Origin of the sequence: Cardiobacterium sp. Marseille-Q4385 (assembly GCF_916618745.1) — a bacterium.
Taxonomy (GTDB): domain Bacteria; phylum Pseudomonadota; class Gammaproteobacteria; order Cardiobacteriales; family Cardiobacteriaceae; genus Cardiobacterium.
On sequence record NZ_OU745373.1, the window covers coordinates 1272565 to 1295176 of the forward strand.

The following is a 22612-nucleotide window of genomic DNA, read 5'->3' on the forward strand; positions in this document are numbered from 1 at the left end:
TTTTTTGGTGCTTCTATTTTAAGCTATCGCGCTTTCTCTTTCAGCCGATGGTGGATAGGTTGCCACGCCGTAATTGTTTGTCTTTTGCTTTGTTCTGTGTGCTGCCGTCTTTGTACGTGCAGGTCATGGCTGTGCCTGTGCAAAAGCGGGCGCAGCAGGAGTGGTCACAGTCTTCGCAATGGCTTTATGGTGCAATGACGGCGCGTTTTGAGGATCATGCCGGCAAGTACGCAGCAGCACTGGATACGATGGCTGATGTGGCGGTGCAGAGCGGCGAATATGATGCACTGGAATATGGGTTTGGTCTCGCCTGGGATACGCGGGATTTTGCCCGCGCAGAAAAGATTGCCCGCGCCTGGCTCGGCGCTTTTCCCAAGGATGATGCGGCACGATTGGCGTTGCTGCGGGTACTGCTCGCCGATGGGCGCAGTAATGAAGCACTGGGGCATATGCAGGCTTTGCTGGAACAGGATGGCGGCCCGCAGATGGTGGCGCAGGTGTTCCGTGCGCTCGCCGATCTGCCTGATGGCGCCGCACGGCTGGATTTGTTGCAGCAGTTGAGCGGGCAGTTCCCGAAGAACCCGTATATTTTTTATTATTTGGGATTGATGGCCAAGGAACAGGGTAAGGTGACGTTTGCCGTGGACGCGTTTGACCGTGCGATTGCCCTGGACGGCAACTGGCGCGAGCTGGAATTGATGCAGGCGCAAGTGCTGGCAAGCATCGGCAAGTTGCAGGAAGCGCGCAAGGTGATGGATAAGATGACGACGCGTTATCCGCAGGATACCAATGTGCTTTCGGCTTATGTGGATATGCTGGCGGCGCATTATCAGTGGCAGGATGCGCTGCCGTTAGCCCTGCGTTGGCAGGAATTACAGCCGCACGATAGCGCAGTACGGCAGTTGGTGGCGCAATTGTATGCCTCTGCCGGGAATTTCCCCGCTGCTTCGCAGGCGTTTCGTGAGTTACTGGATGCGCGGCGTATTGACCTCAATAGTTATCTGTTTTTTGTCGCCAACGCCGCCGAGCGCGCCGGACAGACGGATACGGCGGTATCGATGCTGGGTAAGGTCAGCAAGGACTCCACCCGCTATTTGCAGGCGCAGGAACAGTTGGCGCTGCTTGCTTTCCGGCGTGGTGCCTATGATTCAGCACAGACACGTTTTGCCGCACTGCGCCAGGATTTTCCCGATGATGCGCAGGTGCTGGATACTTATCTGATTGAAGCGGCGCAGTTGCAGCAGGCGAAGCAGTGGAAGCGGTTGGAAACACTGCTACAAGAAGCACTGGCCCGCTATCCTGATCAGGTGGATTTGCTGTATGTCCTCGCCGAATATCATGCCGCGCGTGGGCAAATTGAGGATGCTGCCGCGCAATTCGCAAAAATTCTCGCCATTGATCCGGCAAATATTGATGCACTCAACGCTTATGGCTATTTGCTATTGACGCAGACGGATGACGCAGAAAAAGCAGCGCAGTTAATCGAGGAAGCGATCAAGCTGTATCCCGACTCACCGGCGATTCAGGACAGCTATGGTTGGCTGCTATTTCGCCAGGGCAAAATGGAAGAAGCATTATCCTGGCTGCGTCGCGCTTACGCCGCTTATCGCAGTAACGAAATCTCGGCGCATTACATCGAAGTGCTCTACGCCACTGGTGAAAAAGCGCTGGCACAAGAAGTGTATCGCTATGAACGACAAGGGCAGCCGGATAACACGCCGCTGAAAGAAATTGGTAAAAAACTGAAATTGAACGATGACAAAAAAAAGTAACGCAAGCTATAAATGGGCATTTGCATTGGGGCTGTTACTGGCAGGGTGTGCACAAACACCACCGCCGGATACCACACAACCGCAGGTGTATGTCGCTTTCAACCCGCAACGCTGGCTGGCAGAAGGCAAAATTGCCCTCCGCTATCCGGAATGTTCAAAAGTGCATGGTTGCAAAGAAAAAAGCGTGATGGCGACCGCTGCCTGGACACACCAAAACAAGACCGAAATGCTGGTTCTGTCCGATCCGATGGGGCAGGAAAGAATGCGCATCACCTATGCTAACGGCGTGGTCAACGTGCGCGAAGGCTCACGTGAACGTAGCTTCAATCGTGAAGACATGATCCGCGAAATGGGGATCCCTCTGCCGTTTGAATCGTTAGCCGCATGGTTAACGACGAAACGCGCTGATGAAGCCTTTGATGCTGAAGGCTGGCATGTTGAACTAAGTAACTGGCAGGGTACGCATTACCGCAGCATCCGGTTGCGGCAGAAGGATTATCAGACGCGTCTCGTTGTGCAAAATATCTATGCGATATAGAGAGATGCACAAAAAACCAACTTTTCCCTTGCGGCGGAATGATAAATCGCTATAATGCCCGCCTCGCGCTGACAGCGGCAGAGGCCAAGCGGAACATCCGCCACAATACTGGGGTGTCGCCAAGTGGTTAAGGCACCGGGTTTTGATCCCGGCATTCGTAGGTTCGAATCCTTCCACCCCAGCCATCTTTCCTTTCCATATGTAAGGTGAACACGTGTCCAGAGGCAGCATGACCGTATTCACGGGCAATGCCAATCCACAGCTTGCTCGTCAGATTGTTCAGCATCTTGGCTTGCCACTCGGCAATGCCGTCGTCGATAAATTCTCAGATGGCGAAATTCGCGTTGAACTGCAAGAGAACGTACGTGGTAAAGACGTTTTTGTTATCCAGCCAACCAGCCATCCAACTAACGACAGCATCATGGAATTGCTCATTTTGAGCGATGCTTTACGTCGTGCATCTGCTAACCGTATTACAGCTGTTATCCCCTATTTTGGCTATTCCCGTCAGGATCGCCGTCCCCGTTCGGCGCGTGTACCGATATCGGCTAAAGTAGTGGCTAACATGATCGTCGGCGTCGGTATAGACCGAGTCCTCACCCTTGACTTGCATGCCGATCAAATCCAAGGCTTTTTTGATTTTCCGGTGGACAACATCTATGCCACACCGATAATCCTCAATGACCTGATGGCGCAAGATTTCAAAAACCCGGTGGTCGTATCGCCGGATATAGGTGGTGTGCTACGGGCGCGGGCTACCGCCAAACAAATGAACGCCAAACTGGCTATCATTGACAAACGTCGCCCCCGTCCGAATGAATCGGAAGTGATGAATATCATTGGCGACAGTATTGAAGGTTGCGATTGCATCTTGGTCGATGACATGGTTGATACCGCTGGAACCTTGACTAATGCGGCGACTGCACTGAAAGAACGCAACGCACGCTCTGTCACCGCATATTGCACCCATGCTATTCTGTCTGGCAAGGCAATTGAAAACATTGAGAAATCTGGCATGGATCAGCTGATTGTGACGGATTCCATCGCCCTGCGTGAACCGGCAAAAGCGTGTAAAAAAATCCGTGTACTTTCTATTGCTGGATTGGTGGCTGAAAGTATTCGGCGCATTCACGTCGAAGAATCGATTTCTTCGCTGTTCGTTAACTAATCCTGAACGAACGCGAAAAACGGGAGAGCGCTGGTCGCAAGCGCTCTTTTTTATACTATGGAGAAAACTATGAGTAACTATGCTTATATCCTGAGTGCCACTGTTCGTCAGGACAACGGGAAAGGTGCGAGCCGCCGCCTGCGTCGTGAAGGACTGGTACCCGCTATCGTCTATGGCGGTGAAGAAAAACCGCTGTCTATCGCTATCTCGCAAGATTCGCTTGTTCGTTACGGCAAATTTGATAGCTTCTATTCACAAATCATCTGCCTGCAAGTCGAAGGGCAGGGCGATATCGAAGTGATCGTCCGTGACGTACAGCGCCACCTCTATAAGCCGCTGTATCAACACCTTGACTTCCAACGTATTGTGCGTGGTCAAGAACTGCAAGCGACTGTCAGCTTGCACTTCATCAACGAAGAAAGCAGTGTTGGCGTCAAAGCGGGCGGTTTGGTAGAACACCACCTCAACAGTGTGGACATCATTTGCTTACCGCGTAACCTGCCGGAAAACATCGAAGTTGATATGGCGGAAGCTGCCTTGGGTGACGTTATTCACCTGCGTGACCTGAAACTGCCGCAAGGTGTGCGCCTCGTCCACGACGACGAACGTGCCGAAGCCGTGGTGGCGCAAATCGTTCACCCGAATCGTGCTGTTACTGATGATGAAGTCGCAGGCGATGAAAGTGTTGCCACAGACGGCGACAGCGACGCTGAATAAACATGATCAAACTGATCGTCGGCCTCGGAAATCCCGGGGATCGCTACCAAAAAACCCGCCACAACGCGGGTTTTTGGTTATTAGACCAACTGGTTGCCAGTGAGCATAGCCGTCTTGCCGAAGACAAAAAATTCCAAAGTGAATACGGCAAAATCTTCTTGGCCAACCACCCGCTGCACCTGCTTAAACCGCTGACTTTCATGAATGCCAGCGGACGTGCGGTGAGTGCTGCGGCAAAATTCTATGACATTGCCCCGGAAGAAATCCTGGTCGTTCACGACGAACTAGATCTGCCGGAAGGTGCGGTCAAACTTAAATACGGTGGCGGCCACGGTGGCCATAATGGTCTGCGTGACATCATCGCGGCACTCGGCAGTAAAGATTTCTACCGTCTGCGCATCGGTATTAACCATCCCGGCGATCGCAACCAAGTTGTGGATTACGTCCTGCATCCGCCCGGCAAGGCAGAACAGGCACAAATCGATACTGCTATCACACGCGGTCTGAACATCCTGCCCATCCTGCTGCAAGGTGGTGCGGAAAAAGCTATGCACCGCCTGCACAGTACCGAATAACCCGCTATACGGACACACCAGCTTCACAACATTGCCGTTTCACACGAAACAAGAGGACATACCATATGGGATTCAACTGCGGCATCGTCGGCTTGCCAAATGTCGGCAAGTCCACCCTCTTCAATGCCCTGACCAACGCAGGCATTGACGCCCAAAATTACCCCTTCTGCACCATTGAACCAAATACCGGCATTGTCTACATGCCCGATCCACGACTGGATGCGCTGGCCGCCATCGTCAAACCCGAACGCGTCCTGCCGACCACCATGGAATTTGTGGATATTGCCGGCCTCGTTGCGGGCGCATCCAAAGGCGAAGGCCTGGGCAACCAGTTCCTTGCCAACATTCGCGAAACAGACGCCATCGCGCAAGTTGTGCGCTGCTTTGATAACGATGATGTCGTTCACGTTGCCGGCAAAATCGACCCGTTGAGCGACATTCAGGTCATCGAAAGCGAACTCATCCTTGCCGATATGGCCTCACTGGAAAAAGCCCAGCAGCGCCTGACCCGCGTTGCCAAAGGCGGTGACAAAGACGCCAAGCTCAAACTCGACATCATCGCCCGTCTCACCCCGCACCTTGAAGACGGCAATCTCGCGCGCACCCTGCCGCTTACCGACGAAGAGAAAAAAGCCCTGCGCGAACTCTTCCTGCTCACCATGAAGCCGATGATGTATGTCGCCAACGTGGATGAAGCGCACATTAACGGCGACAACGCCTACGTCCAGCAAGTGCGCGACAAAGCCGCACAAAGCGGCGCTGTGGTTGTCACCGTTTGCGCCGCTATTGAGGCCGAACTGTCCCAGCTGGAAGGCGACGAACAAAGCGAATTACTCGCCAGTTACGGCCTTGCCGAACCCGGTTTGAATCGCGTCATCCGCGCCGGTTACGACCTGCTCGGCCTCGGCACCTACTTCACCGCTGGCGTCAAAGAAGTTCGCGCCTGGACCATGCCCGCCAATGCCACTGCACCACAAGCCGCGGGCGTCATCCACACCGACTTCGAACGCGGCTTCATTCGCGCCGAAGTTATCGCCTACGACGACTTCATCCGCTACCACGGTGAAGCGGGCGCCAAAGAAGCCGGCAAATGGCGGCTCGAAGGCAAGGATTACCGCGTCCAAGAAGGCGACGTTATCCATTTCCGCTTCAACGTCTGAGACCAATACCGGAAATAGAGCCGGGAAGGCGGCGCGCCGCTGACCGTATGTTGAATACAGCAAAGCGCGCCAGCGTAGCCAGATAATTTTCTGGTATTGGCCTGATTCCGCTAACATAGCACCCTCACAACACCACAACTAAGGAACCCCAATGGCAAACTACTCAACCAACGAATTCAAAGCCGGCCTGAAAATCATGCTCGACGGCGACCCCTATAACATCGTCGAAAACGAATTCGTCAAACCCGGCAAAGGACAAGCCTTTAACCGCGTCAAAGTGCGCAACCTCAAAACCGGCCGCGTCATCGAGCGTACCTTCAAATCCGGCGACAGCGTCGAAGCGGCCGATGTGCACGAAACCGAAATGCAATACCTCTACAAAGACGAAAGCAGCTGGCACTTCATGCACCCCGAAACCTTCGAACAACTGCAAGCTGACGCCGCCGCCGTAGCGGATGCTGACAAATGGATGCTCGAACAGGCGCTGTGCACCGTCGTCCTCTGGAATGGCAACATCATCAGCGTCACCGCGCCGAACTTCGTCGAACTCAAAGTTGTGGACACCGACCCCGGCCTGCGCGGCGATACCTCTGGCGGTGGTGGTAAACCGGCTACCCTCGAAACCGGCGCTGTCGTCCGCGTACCGCTCTTCATGAACATCGGCGACGTCATCCGCGTCGATACCCGCAGCGGCGAATACCTCGGGCGCGCCAAAGAATAACCCCCTATCGGGAAGGAGCACACCATGCTCAGTCGCAGCCTCGCTCTGCTTGCCCCCATCGCCGTCGTCTCCTGTGTCACCGTCAACATCTACTTCCCGGCGGCAGCTGTCGAAAAAGCTGCCGACCAAATCATCCTGGATGTGTGGCACAAACAGGGTGGCGATACCCCGGCAGGTGAAGAAAACAAGACCCTACCTGCCACCCCGGGCAAAAAAGCCGAACAGAGCGCGCTTGACCCGCGTCACATCCTCATCGCCGTACTGAACGGCATCAGCAGCGAAGCCCACGCCCAAAACGTGGACTTCAACGCCACCTCGCCGCAAATCGAACAAATCAAGGCGCGTATGGCGGGCCGCTTCGGTGAGCTGCGGCCCTTCCTCGATAAAGGCGCGATCGGGCTTACTGCCGACGGCCTTATCGCCGTGCGTGACGCAGGTGCCGCCGAAATGCGCGACCGGGCCCGCATGAACCAGCTCGTCAGCGCCGAAAACAAAGACCGCAAAGCCCTCTACCAGGCCATTGCGGAAGCCAACAACCAGCCAAGCTGGGCGGCACAAATCCAGAAAACCTTTGCCGAACGCTGGATAACCCAGGCCAACAAAGGCTGGTGGTACCAAAGCGGCGGTGGCTGGAAACAAAAATAAAACCTTCTGCGTGAGATGACGAACAACACAGGCTTCTCACAAATATAGACAGCATGGAAAACATTTCCACCGCTGAAACGCAACCATTAAATTAGGAGTAAAAAATGAGCAATTTTGCCAGCGGCATTCTTTTTGTAATTATCGGTGTAACCTGTTTGTTGATTATCGGCAGGAGACGATTTTATCGCCGCAATGAATCAGGCCTAGAAGAATTTGATAACTATACAAAAGCCGTAGCTACCTCATTTATAGAAGGCATAATACAAATTATCGCTACAATAATGATTTTTTTGGGTGGATTGTTTGCTGTTGTTTTTTATTTTGTTGGATAGTTAATCTAAAGCAAAATATAAAAGCCGTTATCACAATGGTAGTGAATGATGTGGCGGGCAAAAAACCCGCCACATCATTATCCAAACACTTCGCTAAGCGAGATAAAAAAGCATTTCTTATCACGCGGCATCAACACTGGGCTCGCCAAGCGGCGAAGGCACAGGCTTCTTCACCCATTTCCCCTTCACACAGCATGACCATGAAAAAAGACATCCTCGACCGTATTCAGGCCCTTGGCGGAGACATCAGCCAAGTCAGCGGGGTATCGCTGCAAGATGACTTGCAATCCATTACCTTCAATACCGTGCTGTATCCACGGCCGGTAGATACCCCGTGGAAAAAAGCGGAGGATGCAGAGCCCATCTATGGGCTGGGTGCATTTGTCGAAGCACACATGGCGCTCTATCAAGCCGACAAAAACGCCTTCTACGAAAAAATGATCGCGCATTATTACCGCCTGACCGAAGAACCCTATGGTCAGCATTTCTGGATTGCCCAACCCTTCACCCCGTATAAACAGGGCACGGCGGATTACGACGAATGGCATGCCGACTTTGCCGATCCTGATGAAGTGGATTTACAAGAAATCACCGCCTTTACCGGGGACGACACCCCGGATTTCATCCGCCTGTTTTATGCCTATGGTTATCCGGATAACCTCTACATCACACTCAGCGATCCCAATCCCGATAATCCCACGCTATTTGGCACCGATCACGAAGTCTTTTTCCGCGAAATAACGAACGAAGGAACATTGGCAGACTACCTCAATACCTTCCTTACCCCTGACGAACTGATCGCTATCGTCGAAAAAACCATCAACAAATCACGGCAGGGATGAACTGATCCTTCCCTTTATTCCTAATTATTTGAATAAACGGGAATTTTTCATCTATTGCCCCGCCCGCATGGTTTCCTTTTGCCCGCGCTATAATGCGCGCTTTGTCAACCACAGGAATCCGCATGCGCCTTGCTACCCTCTGCCTGCTTGCCCTTGCCCTCGGTGGCTGTGGCAGCTACACCCCGTATCTGTATAAAACCGACGTCATCCAGGGCAACGTCTATTCCGACGCCGACATCGCCCGCATCCAGCGCGGCATGCCGCGTGCAGAAGTCGAGCGCATCCTCGGTACGCCGCAGCTGGTTGACCCCTTCCACCCTGACCGTGCCAACTACCTCTACCGCTACTTCGCCGGCGACAGCAAACACACCTTCAGCCGCCGCCTGGTCGTGTACTACACCGCTGACAACACCGTCGCCCACGTTGAGCAACAAAACCTCACCGCAAAATAAAAGGAAAACATCATGATAGACAGCAAACTCCTGCGTCAGGACGCCGCCGCCATTGCCGAGCGCCTGAAAACCCGTGGCTACGAATTCCCGCTCGCCGAATACCAGCGCCTTGAAGAAGCACGCAAAACCGCGCAAGTCGCCGCCGAACAATTGCAAGCGCGGCGCAACGCCCTTTCCGCGCAAATCGGCCAGGCGAAGCGCAGCGGCGAAGACGCCTCAGCGCTCATGGCCGAAGTCAGCGCGCTGGACGGTCAGCAACAAGCCAGCGAGCAGGAATACGCGAACATCCAGAACGCGCTGGACGCCCTGCTCGCCAGCATCCCCAACCCGCCGCACGAAAGCGTGCCGACCGGTAAAGACGAAGACGACAACGTCGAAGTGCGCCGCTGGGGCACGCCGCGCGTCTTTGACTTCCCGCCGAAAGAACACGCCGACCTGGAAAACATCGGCCTCGACTTCGACGACGGCGTCAAAATCGCCGGCGCGCGCTTCACCGTCCTGAAAGACGGCCTTGCCCGCCTGCACCGCGCCATCGCCCAGTTCATGCTCGACACGCACACGCGCGAACATGGCTACACCGAAATGTACGTCCCCTACCTTGCCAACGCGCAAACCCTTTTCGGCACGGGACAACTGCCCAAATTCGAAGAAGACCTCTTCAAAACCGCCCTCGGCGAGCGTTCCTTCTACCTCATCCCGACCGCTGAAGTCAGCCTCACCAACCTCGTCGCTGACACCGTCCTTGACGAAGCCGACTTGCCGCTCTACATCACCGCGCAGACCCCGTGCTTCCGCAGCGAGGCGGGTGCACACGGCAAAGATACGCGCGGCATGATCCGCCAGCACCAGTTTGAAAAAGTGGAAATGGTGAAAATCGTCGCGCCGGAAACCAGCTTCGACGAACTGGAAAAACTCACCGCTAACGCTGAAACCATCCTGCAAAAACTCAACCTGCCCTACCGTGTCGTCCTGCTCTGCACCGGCGACATGGGCTTCTCGGCAACCAAAACCTACGACCTGGAAGTCTGGCTGCCGGGACAGGGTAAATACCGCGAAATCAGCTCGTGCAGCAACTGCGGCGACTTCCAGGCGCGGCGGATGCAGGCGCGTTACCGCCCGAAAGACAGCAAAAAACCGCAGCCGGTGCACACCCTGAACGGCAGCGGCCTCGCGGTTGGCCGCACCCTCGTTGCCATTCTCGAAAACTACCAGAACGCCGACGGCAGCATCACCATCCCGGAAGCGCTCATCCCCTACATGGGCGGCATCACCGAAATCCGCCCGCACTAACGGACCCGCTGCATGAAATCCCCTCCTGTGAGGGGATTTTTCTATCCCAACCCACCCATGCCATGAGCGACAGCCAACTCAAACACCACTTTGACGGCCAATGCGCCTGCCGCATCGCCGCCATGCTGCAACCCCTGCTCCCCACATTTGCCGGCGACGACTACGCCGCTGCCGTTGACGCCCGCGTTGCCCCGCTCGAACTCAAAGCACGCGTACAAGTCCTCAGCGAAGAACTGCGCGCCCGCCTGCCGGATGACTACCCCACCGCCGTACAACTGCTTACCGCCTCGCTTGGCGAAGAACTGCGCGAAGGACAAGGCATGTTCAACGAAAGCTGGTACCTCATGCCGGTGGCGCACTACATCGAAACCTACGGACTGGCGCACCCCGAACAATCCCTCGACGCCATCGAACAAATCACCCGACGCCACACTGGCGAATACGCCATCCGCCCCTACCTGCGGGACTGGCACGAACTGACCATGCAGCGCGTCGCCGCCTGGGCACAATCCCCCAGCCACAACGTGCGCCGCCTCGCCTCCGAAGGCATCCGCCCGCGCCTGCCCTGGGCGACACGCTACGAGCCCTTTATCCAGAACCCCGAACCCGTTATCCACATCCTCGACCTGCTCAACGACGACCCCTCGCCCTATGTCCGCACCTCCGTCGCCAACAACCTCAACGACATCAGCAAAGACCACCCCGCCCTCGCCCTCAACACCGCCGCCCGCTGGCTGGTGGAAAGCGACAGCGACGCGACCCGCTGGATTATCCACAAAGGCCTGCGCAGCCTCATCAAAGCGGGCCATCCCGAAGCCCTGGCCCTGATCGGCGCCGCCCCCGACCCCGCAATCCGCGTCAGCGCCATCCGGCTCGATAACGACCGTCCCCGCATCGGCGGCCACATGACCATCACCGCCACCATCAGCAACCACAGCCGCCAGACACGCGACATCCTCGTCGATTACCACATCCACTACCGCCACGCCGACGGCAGCCTGCATCCCGCCGCCTACAAAATGGGGCGACTGCGTCTTAGTGCCGGCGAAAGCGCCACCATCCAAAAACGCCACCCCTTCCGCCTCATCAAAACGCGGCGCTACCACCCCGGCCAGCACGGCCTCACCATCCAGGCCAACGGTAACCGCAGCGACCTCCACCCCTTCGACCTCGAACCCTGAACCATGCGCCGCCTCGCCAAAATCCTTGCCGCCCTCCTTGCCCTGCCGCTCACCTACCTGCTCGCCGCGTGGCTGCTCGGCAGCGTCGTTCTCACCCCGGAAGACGCCGCAGGGGACGACATCACCGTGTACCTCATCACGAATGGCATCCACACCGACCTCGCCCTACCGCTCAAAAACGACACCTTCGACTGGACGACCATCATCAACCCCGGCGACACCCGTGCCGCCAGCAGCGACTGGGGCTACGCCGCCTTCGGCTGGGGCGATCGCGGTTTCTATGTGGAAACCCCGCACTGGCGCGACCTGAAAATCAGCACCGCCCTCAGCGCCGTGAGCGGCCTCGGCGACAGCATCATCCACGTCACCTACTACCCCACGCTGTGGGAAAACGAATACAGCATCGCTATCCCCATGCCGCGCGCCTACTACCGCCGCCTCGCCGAGAGCATCCGCGACCAGTTCGCCCTGCACGAAGGCCGCGCCGTTGTTGCCGCGCCCGCTTATGGCGACAACGACACCTTCTACGCCGCGCGCGGCCATTACAGCCTCTTCCACACCTGCAACAGCTGGACCAACCACCGCCTGAGCGACGCCGGGCTGAAACACGTTCTCTGGACGCCCTTTGCATACAGCCTGATGCGGGCTTACCATCCATAATAGTCAAACATCTAAAAATCGTAACCGCGTTGCGCCGCCTTGCCGTACTGCTTGTACTGTCTGCGGCGTCGCGCCTTGTTACGCTTTTTTATTTGTTCAACTAAAGCGGCCCACCTTCGTACATGCAAAAAGCGGCCAAGCGGCGCAAATACAGGGCTCGCCAAGCGGGCCACCGGGAGAGGTTTTTGCCGTATACGAAGACCGCCTACAACAATACCTAGGAGAACCCCATGAAAATCGACCACATCGCCCTTTACACCGATGATCTGGAACGCGCCCGCGCATTCTATGAGCACTACTTCGCGGCCACGGCCAATGACCGCTATCACAACGTGAAAACCGGCCTGCAAACCTATTTCCTGCGCTTCCCCGATAGCGATACGCGTCTGGAACTGATGACCCGCCCCCAGCTCACCGATAGCAGCGAGCGCACCCTGCGCACAGGCTTTATCCATCTCGCCTTCAGTGTCGGCAGCCGGGAAGCGGTGGATCGTCTGACGGAAACCCTGGTGGCCGCCGGTTATCCCTGCCTGAGCGGGCCGCGCACCACCGGCGACGGCTATTATGAAAGCGTCGTCACCGATCCGGACGGCAATCTGCTGGAAATCACCGTGTGAAAAACCGCGCAACCCTGTGGAATCTTCCGTTATGATATTCAGCAAACCACGCGCAACTCACACGTGTGGCGTTTTTTCATTCACATAAATTAGGAGACACCACTATGAAAATACTTGCCGTATGCGCCCACGGTCTTGGCAGCAGCTTCCTGATGGAGATGAACATCAAGAAGGCGCTTGTCAAACTCGGTATCGAAGCGGAAGTCGGCCATTCCGACCTCTCCATCACCGCCAGCGGCGACGCCGATCTCTTTGTGATGGGTGCGGACATCGTCGACAGTTCCAGCATCGAGCGCAGCAAAATCATCGTCATCAACAACCTGGTCAGCGCCGACGAGTTCGAACACAAGCTGGCCGTGTATTTCCACCGTGATTAGGGGGGTGTCATGAAAGCCATCCTCGACTTTATCGTCGATATCCTCAAAGTGCCGTCAGTGCTGGTCGGCGTCATTGCCCTCATCGGCCTGATTGCGCAGAAAAAACCTGCGGCAGACGTTATCAAGGGCACGATCAAGACCATCCTCGGCTTTATCGTCTTGAGCGGCGGTGCGGCGGTGCTGCTCGGCTCGCTCAACCCGCTGGGTGAAATCTTCCAGGAAGCCTTCCATGTGCAAGGTGTGGTGCCGAATAACGAAGCCATCGTCTCCGCTGCGCTGGGACAATACGGCACGGCGACCGCGCTCATCATGGCCTTCGGCATGGTGGCAAACATCGCCATCGCCCGCTTCACCCGCCTGAAATTCATCTTCCTCACCGGCCACCATACCTTCTATATGGCGTGCATGATCGCCGTCATCCTCGTCGTTGCCGGATTCAGCGGCACACTGCTGGTGCTGGTTGGTTCGCTCACCCTCGGCCTCATCATGGCGTTCTTCCCCTACATCGCCCAGCCGTTCATGCGCGACATCACCGGCAGCGACGAAGTCGGCTTCGGCCACTTCGGCACCGTCGGCTACGTCCTCGCCGGCTCGGTTGGCCGTGCCCTGCGCCCGATGAAATCGCGCTCCACCGAAGAAATGAACCTGCCGAAGAACCTCAGCTTCCTGCGCGACAGCTCGGTCTCCATCGCCCTCACCATGATGGTCATCTACCTCGTGCTGGTCATCGCTGCCGGGCAGGATTTCGTGCAGCAGGAAAAATTTGCGAACGGACAGAACTTCCTCGTCTGGGCGGTCATCCAGGCGATCACCTTTGCCGCCGGCGTCTTCATCATCCTGCAAGGCGTGCGCCTCATCCTCGCGGAAATCGTGCCTGCCTTCACCGGCTTCTCGCAAAAACTGGTGCCGAACGCCCGCCCCGCGCTGGATTGCCCCATCGTCTTCCCCTACGCGCCGAATGCGGTGCTTATCGGCTTCCTGTCGAGCTTTGCCGGCGGCCTCATCGGCCTCTTCATCCTCGGCAAACTGAACTGGGTGCTGATCCTGCCCGGCGTAGTGCCGCACTTCTTCTGCGGCGCGACCGCAGGCGTCTTTGGCAACGCTGCCGGCGGCCGCCTCGGCGCCATCATCGGTGCCTTCCTGCACGGCGTGCTGATCACCTTCCTCCCGGTGTGGCTGCTGCCTGTACTCGGCGAACTCGGCTTTGCCAGCACCACCTTCTCCGACACCGATTTCGGCGTGGTCGGCATTGCCCTCGGTAAAATCAGCCAGACGGGGCAATTCACCATCACCGCGCTGGTTATCGGCATCGTCGCAGCGCTTGTCGCCTACAACTACCTTGTCCCGGCAAAACCCGCTGCCAAAGCGGACGATAAACCGGCGGCATAAAACAGCCCTCTCCCCGCTTGCAGGGGAACTCGTAGCGTTCGCACTTTAGCGACAGCCCCGCTCCGGCGGGGCTTTTTATCGCGGCATCTCTGCTAATATGCCGCCTCTTTCACATCACACAGGAACCTATCATGGACACCATTGCCCGCATCAAAGAACAAATCGCCACCAACCCCGTCCTTATCTACATGAAAGGCACGCCCGACCAGCCGATGTGCGGCTTTTCCGCCAAAGCCGTCACCTGCCTGAAAGAAGTTGGTGAGCCCTTTGCTTACGTCAACATCCTGCAAGACCCGGAAATCCGTGCCGAGCTGCCGAAATACGCCGACTGGCCGACCTTCCCGCAACTGTGGGTGAAGGGCGAGCTCATTGGCGGCTGCGACATCGTCGTCGAAATGCACCAGGCGGGCGAGCTGGCCGAACTCTTGAAAGACATCGAGTGGCCGGAAGAAGCATGAAATACGACGACGCCTCCTGGCATTACGAAGGCGAATACCCTGCCGACCTGCCGCCGGAAGCGGGGGCGACACACATCGGCATGTTCCTCGCCTGGATGCTGCTGCACGGTTTCGCATCCGGTGATGTGCAGGAAGATGCCGCTGCCGAACTTGCCGCCCTGCAACGGCGTGAAATCAGCGGTGCAGAATTTCTGCGCCGCGTCTGCGATGAAGCGCTGACCGATGGCGAATTCAGCGAGGAAGGTAACGCCTTCGCTACCGCCTACTACCAGAGCGAAGACGGCGAAGGCTACGGCCTTTACATTGACGACTACATCGCCACCTTCGCCCTCAGCGATGACACCGATGACGACAACTGCCTGTACCGTCTTGACGACAGTTGGGACAACTACGACAAACTCGCCGCCGTCATTGACCGCCGCTACGACGAATGGCGGGCACAAGGCCGCCCGGCATCCTTGTGAATATAGGGGGATTGAGCCAGCCCCCACCGTTCTTTTTCTTCAATATCTACGAGGGGCTGCTTTCATCCCGCCCGATACGCCCCAAGTCTGACATTCGCACAAAACCCCCTCACGGGCTTCCTTGTTTGGCAGTGGGGGCGGCAGAAAGAACCATGCAGGAGTCTCGCCTGCGACGTCTCCTTCCCTATCATCAATCTGCCCCTCGCCCGCCAAGCGGGATAAATCCCGGTTTCCCGCCTATTCCAGCCACAGCGGGTCAACATCCACCGCGCACCGTACCCGAAACGCCTTCGCCTGCGCCTGCAACCACGCCACCAGTTGCGGCAGTTCGCGTTGCAGGCTGCTTTTATCCGCCGCCTGCACCAGCAGTTGCGCGCGTTGTTGACCGTCCTTGCGCGGCATGACGGCAGGCGCGGGACCGAACCATTGCCAGTCCCGCCCAATCCCCGCCGCTTGTGCACCGTCGCGGGTGAAGGCGAGTGCCTGCATGACGCGGGCGGCGTCACGGTGGCGGGCGAGCAGCGATACTTGCGCGCTGTGTGGCGGCAGGCCGGCGGTGTGGCGTTCGCTGTCGAGGCGGCGCGCGGTCGTTTCATATAGCGCGGTGAGGACGCCGAATACGGGATGCTGCGGCTGCCGCGTCTGCACCCACACCTGCCCCGCCGTTTCCCGCCCCGCCCGGCCGCCGACTTGCACGAGTAATTGCGCGAGGCGTTCTTCGCCGCGATAGTCCACGCTGAACAGCGCCTGGTCGGCATCGACGATGGCAACGAGGTGCAGGTTGGGGAAGTGGTGGCCTTTGGACAGCCACTGTGTGCCGAGGATGATGTCCACCGCGCCCGCGTGTACTTGTGCCACGGCGGCCTCGAACTGGCGGCTGGTGGTGAAGGCGTCGCTGTCGATGCGCAGCACACGCGCCTGCGGGAATTGCCGCGCCACAGTCTGTTCAAGGCGCTGGGTGCCGAGGCCGATCATCTGCAAGCCGTCGCTGCTGTCGCAGGCGGGGCAACGCAGCGGCACGGGCTGGGCACGGCCACAGTGGTGGCATTGCAGCTGGCGGCTGGCGGTGTGCACGGTCATCATCGCGTCGCAGGCGGGGCATTCGCTGCACCAGCCGCAGGCGTCGCAGCGCAGGAGCGGCGCGTAGCCCCGGCGGTTCAAGAACAGCATCACCTGTCCGCCCGCTGCCAGCGCCTGGCGCATGGCGCGCATCAGTTCGTGCGCGAGGCCGCCGCTGGCTTCGGCGCTGCGCATATCGAGGATGCGCACGGCAGGCAGCGCCACGGTTGCCGCCCGTGCGGGCAGGCGCAGATGCTGCCAGGCGCCCGCCCAGGCGTGTTGCAGGGTTTCCAGCGACGGCGTCGCCGAGCCGAGCAGGAGTGGCACGCCCGCCTGCCGCGCCCGCACTACCGCCAAATCGCGGGCGTGGTAACGGAAGCCGTCCTGCTGTTTGTAAGCGCCGTCGTGTTCTTCATCGACGATGATGCCGCGCAGGTCGGCAAAGGGCGCGAACACCGCCGAACGTGTGCCGACCAGCACCTGCGCCTCGCCTGCGCGTACCGCCAGCCAGTTGTCGAGGCGTGCGCCATCGGCCAGCGCGGAATGGGATACGGCGACCTGTCCGGCAAGCCGCGCTGCGAGCCGCGCCGCGAGCGCTTGCACCAGGCCGATTTCCGGCACGAGCAGCAGTACCTGCCCGCCGTCCGTGCTCAGGCGCTCAATCCAGCGCAGATAGACTTCGGTTTTGCCCGAACCGGTGACGCCGTCGAGCAGGGTTACGGAATGCCCCGCCTGCGGCAGGGCGGCGAGCGCCGCCGCTTGCGCCTCGTTTAAGGTTGGGGCAGCGACGGCTTCCGCCGCCACGCCGCGCCAGCTCGCGTGACAGGTGAGCCAGCCGCGCCGCTGCAAGTCCATCAACCAGGCGGGCGAAGCAGCGCAGGCCTCGCGCAATGCCGCTTCATCCACCTCGCCATGCTCTGCGAGAAATGCCAACGCCGCCGCCTGTTTCGCGCCGAGGCGTCCCGCTTGCGCCGCCACGCCTGCCTCCGTCAGCCGCCAACGGCGCGGCAGTTGCCGCAGGACAGGCCGCCCTTCGCGCAGCGGCACGGGCAGCGCCGCCTGCACCACCTCGCCGATAGGGTGCTGGTAATAGCGGGCGGCGAAGCGCAACAGGGCGAGTTGCGCGGCATCAAGCAGCGGCGCGCTGTCCAGCACCGCCTCGACCGCTTTCAGCCCGTCGGTGTCGTCCATCGCCGCCACCGCCAGCACCACACCGATGACGCGGTCCCGCCCGAAAGGCACCCGCACCCGCGCCCCGACCGTCACCGGGCTGTCGCAGAGATAATCAAAACATCCGGCCAGCGGGCGTGGCACGGCAACGCTGACCTTACGCATGGCGGTCATGGGAGATCCCTGAAAAGCGCGTGGTTGACCTGCTTGGCGGGGTTTGCCCTGTGCACAAATACGCCCTCCTCCATTGGGGGTGGAGAGAGGTTGGATAAAACACACCAGCGGCAAAATCCGGCCTCCGCCTCACGCGCCGGCAAAAAGCAAAACCCCGCCCCGCAAAGATAGCGCTTACCCCGTGCAAACCCGATAACATATAACCCTACCCCGAACCACAAAAAAACACACATCCATGACCGACCAACCCCTCATCGAACTGCGAGACGTCGCCTACCACGCGGGTGGGCGCAGCATTCTACATGACATCACCCTCACCATCCGCCGCAACCAGATCCTCACCATCGTCGGCCCGAACGGCGCCGGCAAAAGCACCCTGCTCGCCCTCATTCTCGGCCACCTCGCGCCGACGGCAGGCAGCATCTACCGCAGAAAACCGCTCAAAACCGGCTTCGTGCCGCAAAAATTCCATCCGCCGCCTGATTTGCCCGTGACCGCGCGCCGCTTCCTGCGCGACATCCCGCAGGCGGCGCAAAGCGAACTGCTCGCCCGCCTCAACATCGCCCGCCTGCTCGACACCCCGCTGCAAACCCTCTCCGGCGGCGAAACCCAGCGCCTGCTCCTTGCCCGCGCCATGCTGCGCCACCCCGACCTCATCGTGCTGGACGAACCGGCGGCGGGCATCGACCCCGTTGCCCTCGGCGACTACTACCAGACCATCCGTGACTGGCAGCGCACGCACCGCACCGCCATCCTCATGGTCAGCCACGACCTGCACCTCGTCATGGCGGCGAGCGACCACATCCTCTGCCTGAACCGCCACATCTGCTGCCACGGCAGCCCGGAAAGCATCATCGGCAACCCCGAATTCCTGTACCTCTTGGGCGACGACGCCCGCCACCCCGAAGCCATTGGCGTTTACACCCACCACCACGACCACAGCCACCTATGAATTACCCTGCCTATATCGCCCATATGGAAGCCCTCACCGGCCGCCGTCTGCCCGCGCTTTACCATCGCCTTGCCGCTGACGGCATGCTCGATTGGGGGACAGGCGCGCCGGACTGGTACAAAACCACCTACCCACGCCTGCTCACCCACCCGCCGCTGCTCCTCATCGGCAACGACTTCGAAATCCCCGCCGCCGACAAACTGCCGCCGGAAATCGACGACGACCTCTGCTTTACCCTCAAACCCACCTACCGCCACCGCTTCATCGCCTTCGGCCAAAGCGGCGCGGGCGACGCCTACGTCTTCGCCTACCTCGATGATGCCGCCGCAGAACCCTGCATCGCCTGTATCTACCACGACGACAGCAGCCGGCTGCTCGCCGCCGACCTGCACGACTTCATCTACATCATGCTGCTGCAAGCCAATCGCACCTGGGGCAGCGAAGACGATGACGACGCCACCTACCGCGCCAAACTTTACGCCCAGCTAGAAAGCCACCGTCCCTACCTCAAACCCGCCCACTACGACAACCTGCACGCCATCTACGCGCGCGACTTCATCCCCATCCACTACGGACGCGGCGGCGCATACACTGGCTACCGCCAGACCACGGACGACGAAGAAGCACAGCTCATCGCTACCCACGCTCCCTTTGCCCGGCGCGGCGAAACCTTTGACCCTTTTGAGGCCTGACCCGTCATGATCCTAAACCTCATCCTCATCCCTTGGCTCTGCGCCCTCATCACCGGCATCATCGCTGCTCCCATCGGCGCGCTTATCGCCTGGCGCCGCCTCGTTTACTTCGGCGAAGCCCTGTCGCACGCCTCCCTGCTCGGCATCGCGCTGGCCCTGAAAAGCGGCCTGCCGCCGGTCGCTGGCATCTGGAGCATCACCCTGCTGCTCGTCGCCCTGCTCTACCTCATCGAAAAAGACGGGCGGGAAAACCCCAGCAACATCCTCGGCAGCCTGTCGCACATCGCCCTTGCCCTCGGCATGGTCTTGCTTTCGACCATGGAAAACATCCGCACCGACCTCATCAACTACCTCTTCGGCGACATCCTCGCCACCGGCGCGGGCGATCTTGCCAACATCACCATCGTCGCCCTCATCGGCGGTGCCCTGCTCTACCGCCTGTGGCAACCGCTCATCCTCATGACCATCAGCCCGGCCATCGCCCGCACCGAACACCCGCGCGCGCGCCACTACGACCTCGCCTTCCTGCTGCTCATCGGCCTCTTCATCGGCACCACCGTGCAGTACTTCGGCCTGCTGCTCGTCATCGCCCTGCTCATCATCCCGGCCAACACCGCCAACCGCCTCGCCAAAACCCCGGAACAAAGCGCCGCCCTCGCCGCTGCCCTTGCCGCCCTCTCGACCACCCTCGGCACAATACTGGCCTGGACCGCCGACCTGCCGCTCAGTCCGGCCATCATCAGCATCGCCGGCGGCCTGTACTTCGCGGTGCTCATCGCCACGCACCAGTGGCGCCGCCCGCAAAGCCCACCCCCTGAAAAAACCTGAAAAAATAGACAGAAAACGGTAAGACAGACCCGTATAATCCCGGAAAGCCACACCGGAGCCACAAAATGTCACGCCAAATCCTCACCCTGCTTGCGGCTGCCCCGCTCGTCGCCCTCACCGCCGCCGACGATGGCCGTTTCGAACACAAAGACTGGCAACTCGTCTGCGAAAACAACGGCACCTGCCGCGCCGCCGGTTACCAGAAAGCCGATGACAAGCGCCCCATCTCCATCCGCATTACCCGCGAAACGGGTGCCGATGCCGTCGTCAACGCCCGCCTCGCCATCACCTACCACCTCTGGAAAGACAAGCCCGCCCTGCCCAGCAGCGGCGAACTCTTCCTCGATGGCACGAGCCTCGGCACCCTCACCCTGAAAAAAAGCGGCCATGCCACCTACGCCGACCTCGACCCGGCGCAAACCGCCGCCGTGCTTGACGCCGTCATCCACACCAGCAACATCACCTTCACTGCCGACGGCAACACCTGGGCGTTGTCCGGCGCAGGCGCGACTGCCACCCTGCTGAAAATGGACGAATACCAGCAGCGCACCGGCACCCCGTCCGCCCTGGTCAAACGCGGCGACAGCAACGCCCCCGTGCGCCAGGCGAAAAACCATCCCGTCATCCAGGCGGCCGCCGTCGCCAGCGACCCCGGTCGCACCGTCGCCCCCACTGACCCGGACTACCCCGCATTACGCGCCCTGCTCCTCAGCAAAGCCGATGCTGGCTGCAACGTCCTGCGCGAAAGCCAGCAACCCATCACCCTCTACCCGCTCGATAACAAACACACCCTCGCCGAAACCGCCTGCTGGCAGGGCGCCTACAACCGTAACAACTACTACGCCGTGCTTAACGCCGAACAAAACCGCGTCCTCAACACCGTGCCGATTTCCGACATCCCCGATGACAACGGCCGCGACAGCGGTGCCGGGCCCATCGCCTACAAAGACGGCGTCATCACTGCCTTTGCCCGCGAAAGCGAAGAAGGCGACTGCGTCGTCAACAGCCGCTACACCTGGAACGGCAAAACCTTCGCGTACAGCTACCGCAGCGAAAGCAACCTGTGCCGGGGCTTCCCCGGTAACGCCTGGAAACTGCCTTCCTTTGCTGCCGCAGTGAAAAAACCGGCCAGCGCAGGAGAGAGCGGCCAGAGCGCGGCGACGCCAGTGGCGCAAGACAACAAAAACATCCCGCCCGCCGTCACCATCCGCGCCAGCAGCGAACCCGCCGCTCCCGTTACCGAAAACACCACCCCTGCGCCCGCTCCGGTGCAAAAAACCGACAACAGCACACCGCCGTCCGCTCCGGTACAAAAAACCGACAACAGCACACCGCCACCCGCCAAAACCCTGCCGCTTGCCGCCAACCTGCCCGCTAGCGCAGAAGGTACCCTCGCCTACCTCGGCACCGAAACCACCACCACCGCGCCGCTGATACTCACCCTCGACCCCGGCGGCGGCGCAACCGTCGCCGTCATCCCGCGCGGCGGTAAAATCACCGTGCTGCTGACAGACGACGCCGGTCACTACCTCGTCAAAAACCACTTCGGCCTCACCGGCTGGGCACTTGCCAGCGAAAGCAGCAAAAACGACGACTTCCCCGCCCTCGCCACACAAGAACAGCCCATCCCCAACAGCGAAGCGCGCTACACCCTGCACTACCTGGCCAACCTCGGCAGCACCATGCAGGACGACTACCACCGCGAGCCAAACGGCGTGCTGAACAAAGGCGCCCCCCCGGCGGGAGCCGAAAAAAACAGCCACTACCGCCACCTGCTCGACACCCGCCTCAAAACGGGCGGACCGCGCTACCACATCCTCTGCCTGAACGAACCAAGCGACAGCCCCTACTGCTACCTGGCGCAGGCCGCAGACGGCTGGGAAAAAGAAACCCTGCCGACCCTGCACGCCACCACCTACTACCTCCCCGGCAACGGCTACCTCTACACCGCCAACGACGACCCCGGCCACTACCGCAAACGGCAAAAATGGCAACTCAATGGCGGCACCCTGCAAGAAGAAACGCAGCCCTACTACGCCCTCGACCTTGCCAGCACCTACCGGGGCCTCGGGCAAAATCAGGACGCCCCGCTTGAGCTGCATGATGCGGACGGCAAACGCGTGGCGACCCTCGCCCCCGGCGACAGCGTCACCCTGCTCCTCGCCGACGGCCAATACAACTGCCCGACGGACGCGCGCGCGAGCGACAACCGCTGCCACGAAAACCGCCTGCTGCTGAAAACCGCCGACAACACCCTCGGCTGGGTCACCGTGAACGATAAACAGGACAAGGCCCCCAAATTCGACGGCCTGACCCCCTCAGCAGACTAAAAAACACTGGCCCGCCAGGCGGATGCAGGATCTATCCCGCTTGGCGGGC

24 protein-coding genes and 1 tRNA gene are annotated in these 22612 nt (G+C 59.5%); 24 read left to right on the top strand and 1 reads right to left on the bottom strand.

Annotated features, from left to right (window positions below):
* Positions 1-47: 47 nt before the first annotated feature.
* The 20 genes from LG374_RS06205 (at position 48) to LG374_RS06300 (ending at position 15358) form a co-directional block, all read left to right on the top strand.
* Positions 48-1772, top strand: coding sequence for a tetratricopeptide repeat protein (locus LG374_RS06205; protein ID WP_225756877.1), 1725 nt, complete (start codon positions 48-50; stop codon positions 1770-1772).
* On the top strand, positions 1756-2310 hold the full coding sequence (locus LG374_RS06210) for an outer membrane lipoprotein LolB (protein WP_225756878.1): 555 nt from the start codon (positions 1756-1758) through the stop codon (positions 2308-2310). Before LG374_RS06205 ends, LG374_RS06210 begins: the two co-directional genes overlap by 17 nt.
* 109 nt (positions 2311-2419) lie before the next feature.
* Positions 2420-2495: transfer RNA gene (locus tag LG374_RS06215), tRNA-Gln, on the top strand.
* A 44-nt stretch (positions 2496-2539) separates the two neighbouring features.
* Positions 2540-3478, top strand: coding sequence for a ribose-phosphate pyrophosphokinase (locus LG374_RS06220; protein ID WP_225758004.1), 939 nt, complete (start codon positions 2540-2542; stop codon positions 3476-3478).
* A 69-nt stretch (positions 3479-3547) separates the two neighbouring features.
* Positions 3548-4195 carry a 50S ribosomal protein L25/general stress protein Ctc gene (locus LG374_RS06225; protein WP_225756879.1) on the top strand — a complete coding sequence of 216 codons (648 nt, stop codon included), beginning with the start codon at positions 3548-3550 and terminating at the stop codon, positions 4193-4195.
* Positions 4196-4197: 2 nt separating this feature from the next.
* A complete protein-coding gene (gene pth / locus LG374_RS06230; protein ID WP_225756880.1) occupies positions 4198-4770 on the top strand; it encodes an aminoacyl-tRNA hydrolase in 573 nt (190 codons plus the stop codon).
* Between the two features lie 65 nt (positions 4771-4835).
* On the top strand, positions 4836-5930 hold the full coding sequence (gene ychF / locus LG374_RS06235) for a redox-regulated ATPase YchF (protein ID WP_225756881.1): 1095 nt from the start codon (positions 4836-4838) through the stop codon (positions 5928-5930).
* Positions 5931-6081: 151 nt separating this feature from the next.
* Positions 6082-6651 carry an elongation factor P gene (gene efp, locus LG374_RS06240; RefSeq protein ID WP_006984540.1) on the top strand — a complete coding sequence of 190 codons (570 nt, stop codon included), beginning with the start codon at positions 6082-6084 and terminating at the stop codon, positions 6649-6651.
* 24 nt (positions 6652-6675) lie between these two features.
* On the top strand, positions 6676-7296 hold the full coding sequence (locus LG374_RS06245) for a YdbL family protein (RefSeq protein ID WP_225756882.1): 621 nt from the start codon (positions 6676-6678) through the stop codon (positions 7294-7296).
* 104 nt (positions 7297-7400) lie between these two features.
* Complete coding sequence (locus LG374_RS06250) at positions 7401-7628, top strand: hypothetical protein (RefSeq protein ID WP_225756883.1); 228 nt, start codon at positions 7401-7403, stop codon at positions 7626-7628.
* A 200-nt stretch (positions 7629-7828) separates the two neighbouring features.
* On the top strand, positions 7829-8470 hold the full coding sequence (locus LG374_RS06255) for a hypothetical protein (RefSeq protein ID WP_225756884.1): 642 nt from the start codon (positions 7829-7831) through the stop codon (positions 8468-8470).
* Positions 8471-8592: 122 nt separating this feature from the next.
* A complete protein-coding gene (locus LG374_RS06260; protein ID WP_225756885.1) occupies positions 8593-8922 on the top strand; it encodes an outer membrane protein assembly factor BamE in 330 nt (109 codons plus the stop codon).
* Positions 8923-8934: 12 nt separating this feature from the next.
* Positions 8935-10212, top strand: a complete 1278-nt coding sequence (gene serS, locus LG374_RS06265; RefSeq protein WP_225756886.1) for a serine--tRNA ligase — start codon at positions 8935-8937, stop codon at positions 10210-10212.
* A 62-nt stretch (positions 10213-10274) separates the two neighbouring features.
* The gene (locus LG374_RS06270) at positions 10275-11393 is read left to right on the top strand and encodes a hypothetical protein (RefSeq protein ID WP_225756887.1); all 1119 of its coding nucleotides are present in this window, start codon (positions 10275-10277) and stop codon (positions 11391-11393) included.
* A 3-nt stretch (positions 11394-11396) separates the two neighbouring features.
* Entirely contained in the window at positions 11397-12053 is a 657-nt protein-coding gene (locus LG374_RS06275) for a TIGR02117 family protein (protein ID WP_225756888.1), read from the top strand.
* A 230-nt stretch (positions 12054-12283) separates the two neighbouring features.
* Positions 12284-12670: a VOC family protein gene (locus LG374_RS06280; protein WP_225756889.1), complete on the top strand. Its 387-nt coding sequence runs from the start codon at positions 12284-12286 to the stop codon at positions 12668-12670.
* Positions 12671-12774: 104 nt separating this feature from the next.
* Positions 12775-13047, top strand: coding sequence for a PTS sugar transporter subunit IIB (locus LG374_RS06285; protein ID WP_225756890.1), 273 nt, complete (start codon positions 12775-12777; stop codon positions 13045-13047).
* A gap of 9 nt (positions 13048-13056) precedes the next feature.
* Complete coding sequence (locus LG374_RS06290; protein ID WP_225756891.1) at positions 13057-14436, top strand: PTS ascorbate transporter subunit IIC; 1380 nt, start codon at positions 13057-13059, stop codon at positions 14434-14436.
* 131 nt (positions 14437-14567) lie between these two features.
* Positions 14568-14894: a Grx4 family monothiol glutaredoxin gene (grxD, locus tag LG374_RS06295; protein ID WP_115610390.1), complete on the top strand. Its 327-nt coding sequence runs from the start codon at positions 14568-14570 to the stop codon at positions 14892-14894.
* Complete coding sequence (locus LG374_RS06300; RefSeq protein ID WP_225756892.1) at positions 14891-15358, top strand: hypothetical protein; 468 nt, start codon at positions 14891-14893, stop codon at positions 15356-15358. The genes grxD and LG374_RS06300 overlap by 4 nt, the downstream gene beginning before the upstream one ends.
* 237 nt (positions 15359-15595) lie before the next feature.
* On the opposite strand, the gene LG374_RS06305 is transcribed toward LG374_RS06300, so the two are convergent.
* Entirely contained in the window at positions 15596-17761 is a 2166-nt protein-coding gene (locus LG374_RS06305) for a primosomal protein N' (protein WP_225756893.1), read from the bottom strand.
* 235 nt (positions 17762-17996) lie between these two features.
* Between LG374_RS06305 and LG374_RS06310 the strand changes: the two genes are divergently transcribed.
* From LG374_RS06310 to LG374_RS06325, 4 genes are all read left to right on the top strand, one after another.
* Positions 17997-18713, top strand: coding sequence for a metal ABC transporter ATP-binding protein (locus LG374_RS06310; RefSeq protein ID WP_225756894.1), 717 nt, complete (start codon positions 17997-17999; stop codon positions 18711-18713).
* Entirely contained in the window at positions 18710-19405 is a 696-nt protein-coding gene (locus tag LG374_RS06315) for a hypothetical protein (protein WP_225756895.1), read from the top strand. The genes LG374_RS06310 and LG374_RS06315 overlap by 4 nt, the downstream gene beginning before the upstream one ends.
* A 6-nt stretch (positions 19406-19411) precedes the next feature.
* On the top strand, positions 19412-20233 hold the full coding sequence (locus LG374_RS06320; RefSeq protein WP_225756896.1) for a metal ABC transporter permease: 822 nt from the start codon (positions 19412-19414) through the stop codon (positions 20231-20233).
* A gap of 65 nt (positions 20234-20298) precedes the next feature.
* Entirely contained in the window at positions 20299-22563 is a 2265-nt protein-coding gene (locus LG374_RS06325) for a DUF1176 domain-containing protein (RefSeq protein WP_225756897.1), read from the top strand.
* Positions 22564-22612: the final 49 nt, after the last annotated feature.

Bases quoted from the DNA above. Each gene is read 5' to 3' on its own strand.
- ychF (WP_225756881.1), top strand. From the start codon at position 4,836: ATGGGATTCAACTGCGGCATCGTCGGCTTGCCAAATGTCGGCAAGTCC.
- LG374_RS06255 (WP_225756884.1), top strand. From the start codon at position 7,829: ATGAAAAAAGACATCCTCGACCGTATTCAGGCCCTTGGCGGAGACATC.
- LG374_RS06285 (WP_225756890.1), top strand. From the start codon at position 12,775: ATGAAAATACTTGCCGTATGCGCCCACGGTCTTGGCAGCAGCTTCCTG.
- efp (WP_006984540.1), top strand. From the start codon at position 6,082: ATGGCAAACTACTCAACCAACGAATTCAAAGCCGGCCTGAAAATCATG.
- LG374_RS06320 (WP_225756896.1), top strand. From the start codon at position 19,412: ATGATCCTAAACCTCATCCTCATCCCTTGGCTCTGCGCCCTCATCACC.
- LG374_RS06220 (WP_225758004.1), top strand. From the start codon at position 2,540: ATGACCGTATTCACGGGCAATGCCAATCCACAGCTTGCTCGTCAGATT.
- LG374_RS06205 (WP_225756877.1), top strand. From the start codon at position 48: ATGGTGGATAGGTTGCCACGCCGTAATTGTTTGTCTTTTGCTTTGTTC.
- LG374_RS06260 (WP_225756885.1), top strand. From the start codon at position 8,593: ATGCGCCTTGCTACCCTCTGCCTGCTTGCCCTTGCCCTCGGTGGCTGT.
- LG374_RS06280 (WP_225756889.1), top strand. From the start codon at position 12,284: ATGAAAATCGACCACATCGCCCTTTACACCGATGATCTGGAACGCGCC.
- LG374_RS06305 (WP_225756893.1), bottom strand. From the start codon at position 17,761: ATGACCGCCATGCGTAAGGTCAGCGTTGCCGTGCCACGCCCGCTGGCC.
- pth (WP_225756880.1), top strand. From the start codon at position 4,198: ATGATCAAACTGATCGTCGGCCTCGGAAATCCCGGGGATCGCTACCAA.
- grxD (WP_115610390.1), top strand. From the start codon at position 14,568: ATGGACACCATTGCCCGCATCAAAGAACAAATCGCCACCAACCCCGTC.
- LG374_RS06275 (WP_225756888.1), top strand. From the start codon at position 11,397: ATGCGCCGCCTCGCCAAAATCCTTGCCGCCCTCCTTGCCCTGCCGCTC.
- serS (WP_225756886.1), top strand. From the start codon at position 8,935: ATGATAGACAGCAAACTCCTGCGTCAGGACGCCGCCGCCATTGCCGAG.
- LG374_RS06270 (WP_225756887.1), top strand. From the start codon at position 10,275: ATGAGCGACAGCCAACTCAAACACCACTTTGACGGCCAATGCGCCTGC.
- LG374_RS06225 (WP_225756879.1), top strand. From the start codon at position 3,548: ATGAGTAACTATGCTTATATCCTGAGTGCCACTGTTCGTCAGGACAAC.
- LG374_RS06210 (WP_225756878.1), top strand. From the start codon at position 1,756: ATGACAAAAAAAAGTAACGCAAGCTATAAATGGGCATTTGCATTGGGG.
- LG374_RS06250 (WP_225756883.1), top strand. From the start codon at position 7,401: ATGAGCAATTTTGCCAGCGGCATTCTTTTTGTAATTATCGGTGTAACC.
- LG374_RS06245 (WP_225756882.1), top strand. From the start codon at position 6,676: ATGCTCAGTCGCAGCCTCGCTCTGCTTGCCCCCATCGCCGTCGTCTCC.
- LG374_RS06325 (WP_225756897.1), top strand. From the start codon at position 20,299: ATGTCACGCCAAATCCTCACCCTGCTTGCGGCTGCCCCGCTCGTCGCC.
- LG374_RS06300 (WP_225756892.1), top strand. From the start codon at position 14,891: ATGAAATACGACGACGCCTCCTGGCATTACGAAGGCGAATACCCTGCC.
- LG374_RS06290 (WP_225756891.1), top strand. From the start codon at position 13,057: ATGAAAGCCATCCTCGACTTTATCGTCGATATCCTCAAAGTGCCGTCA.
- LG374_RS06315 (WP_225756895.1), top strand. From the start codon at position 18,710: ATGAATTACCCTGCCTATATCGCCCATATGGAAGCCCTCACCGGCCGC.
- LG374_RS06310 (WP_225756894.1), top strand. From the start codon at position 17,997: ATGACCGACCAACCCCTCATCGAACTGCGAGACGTCGCCTACCACGCG.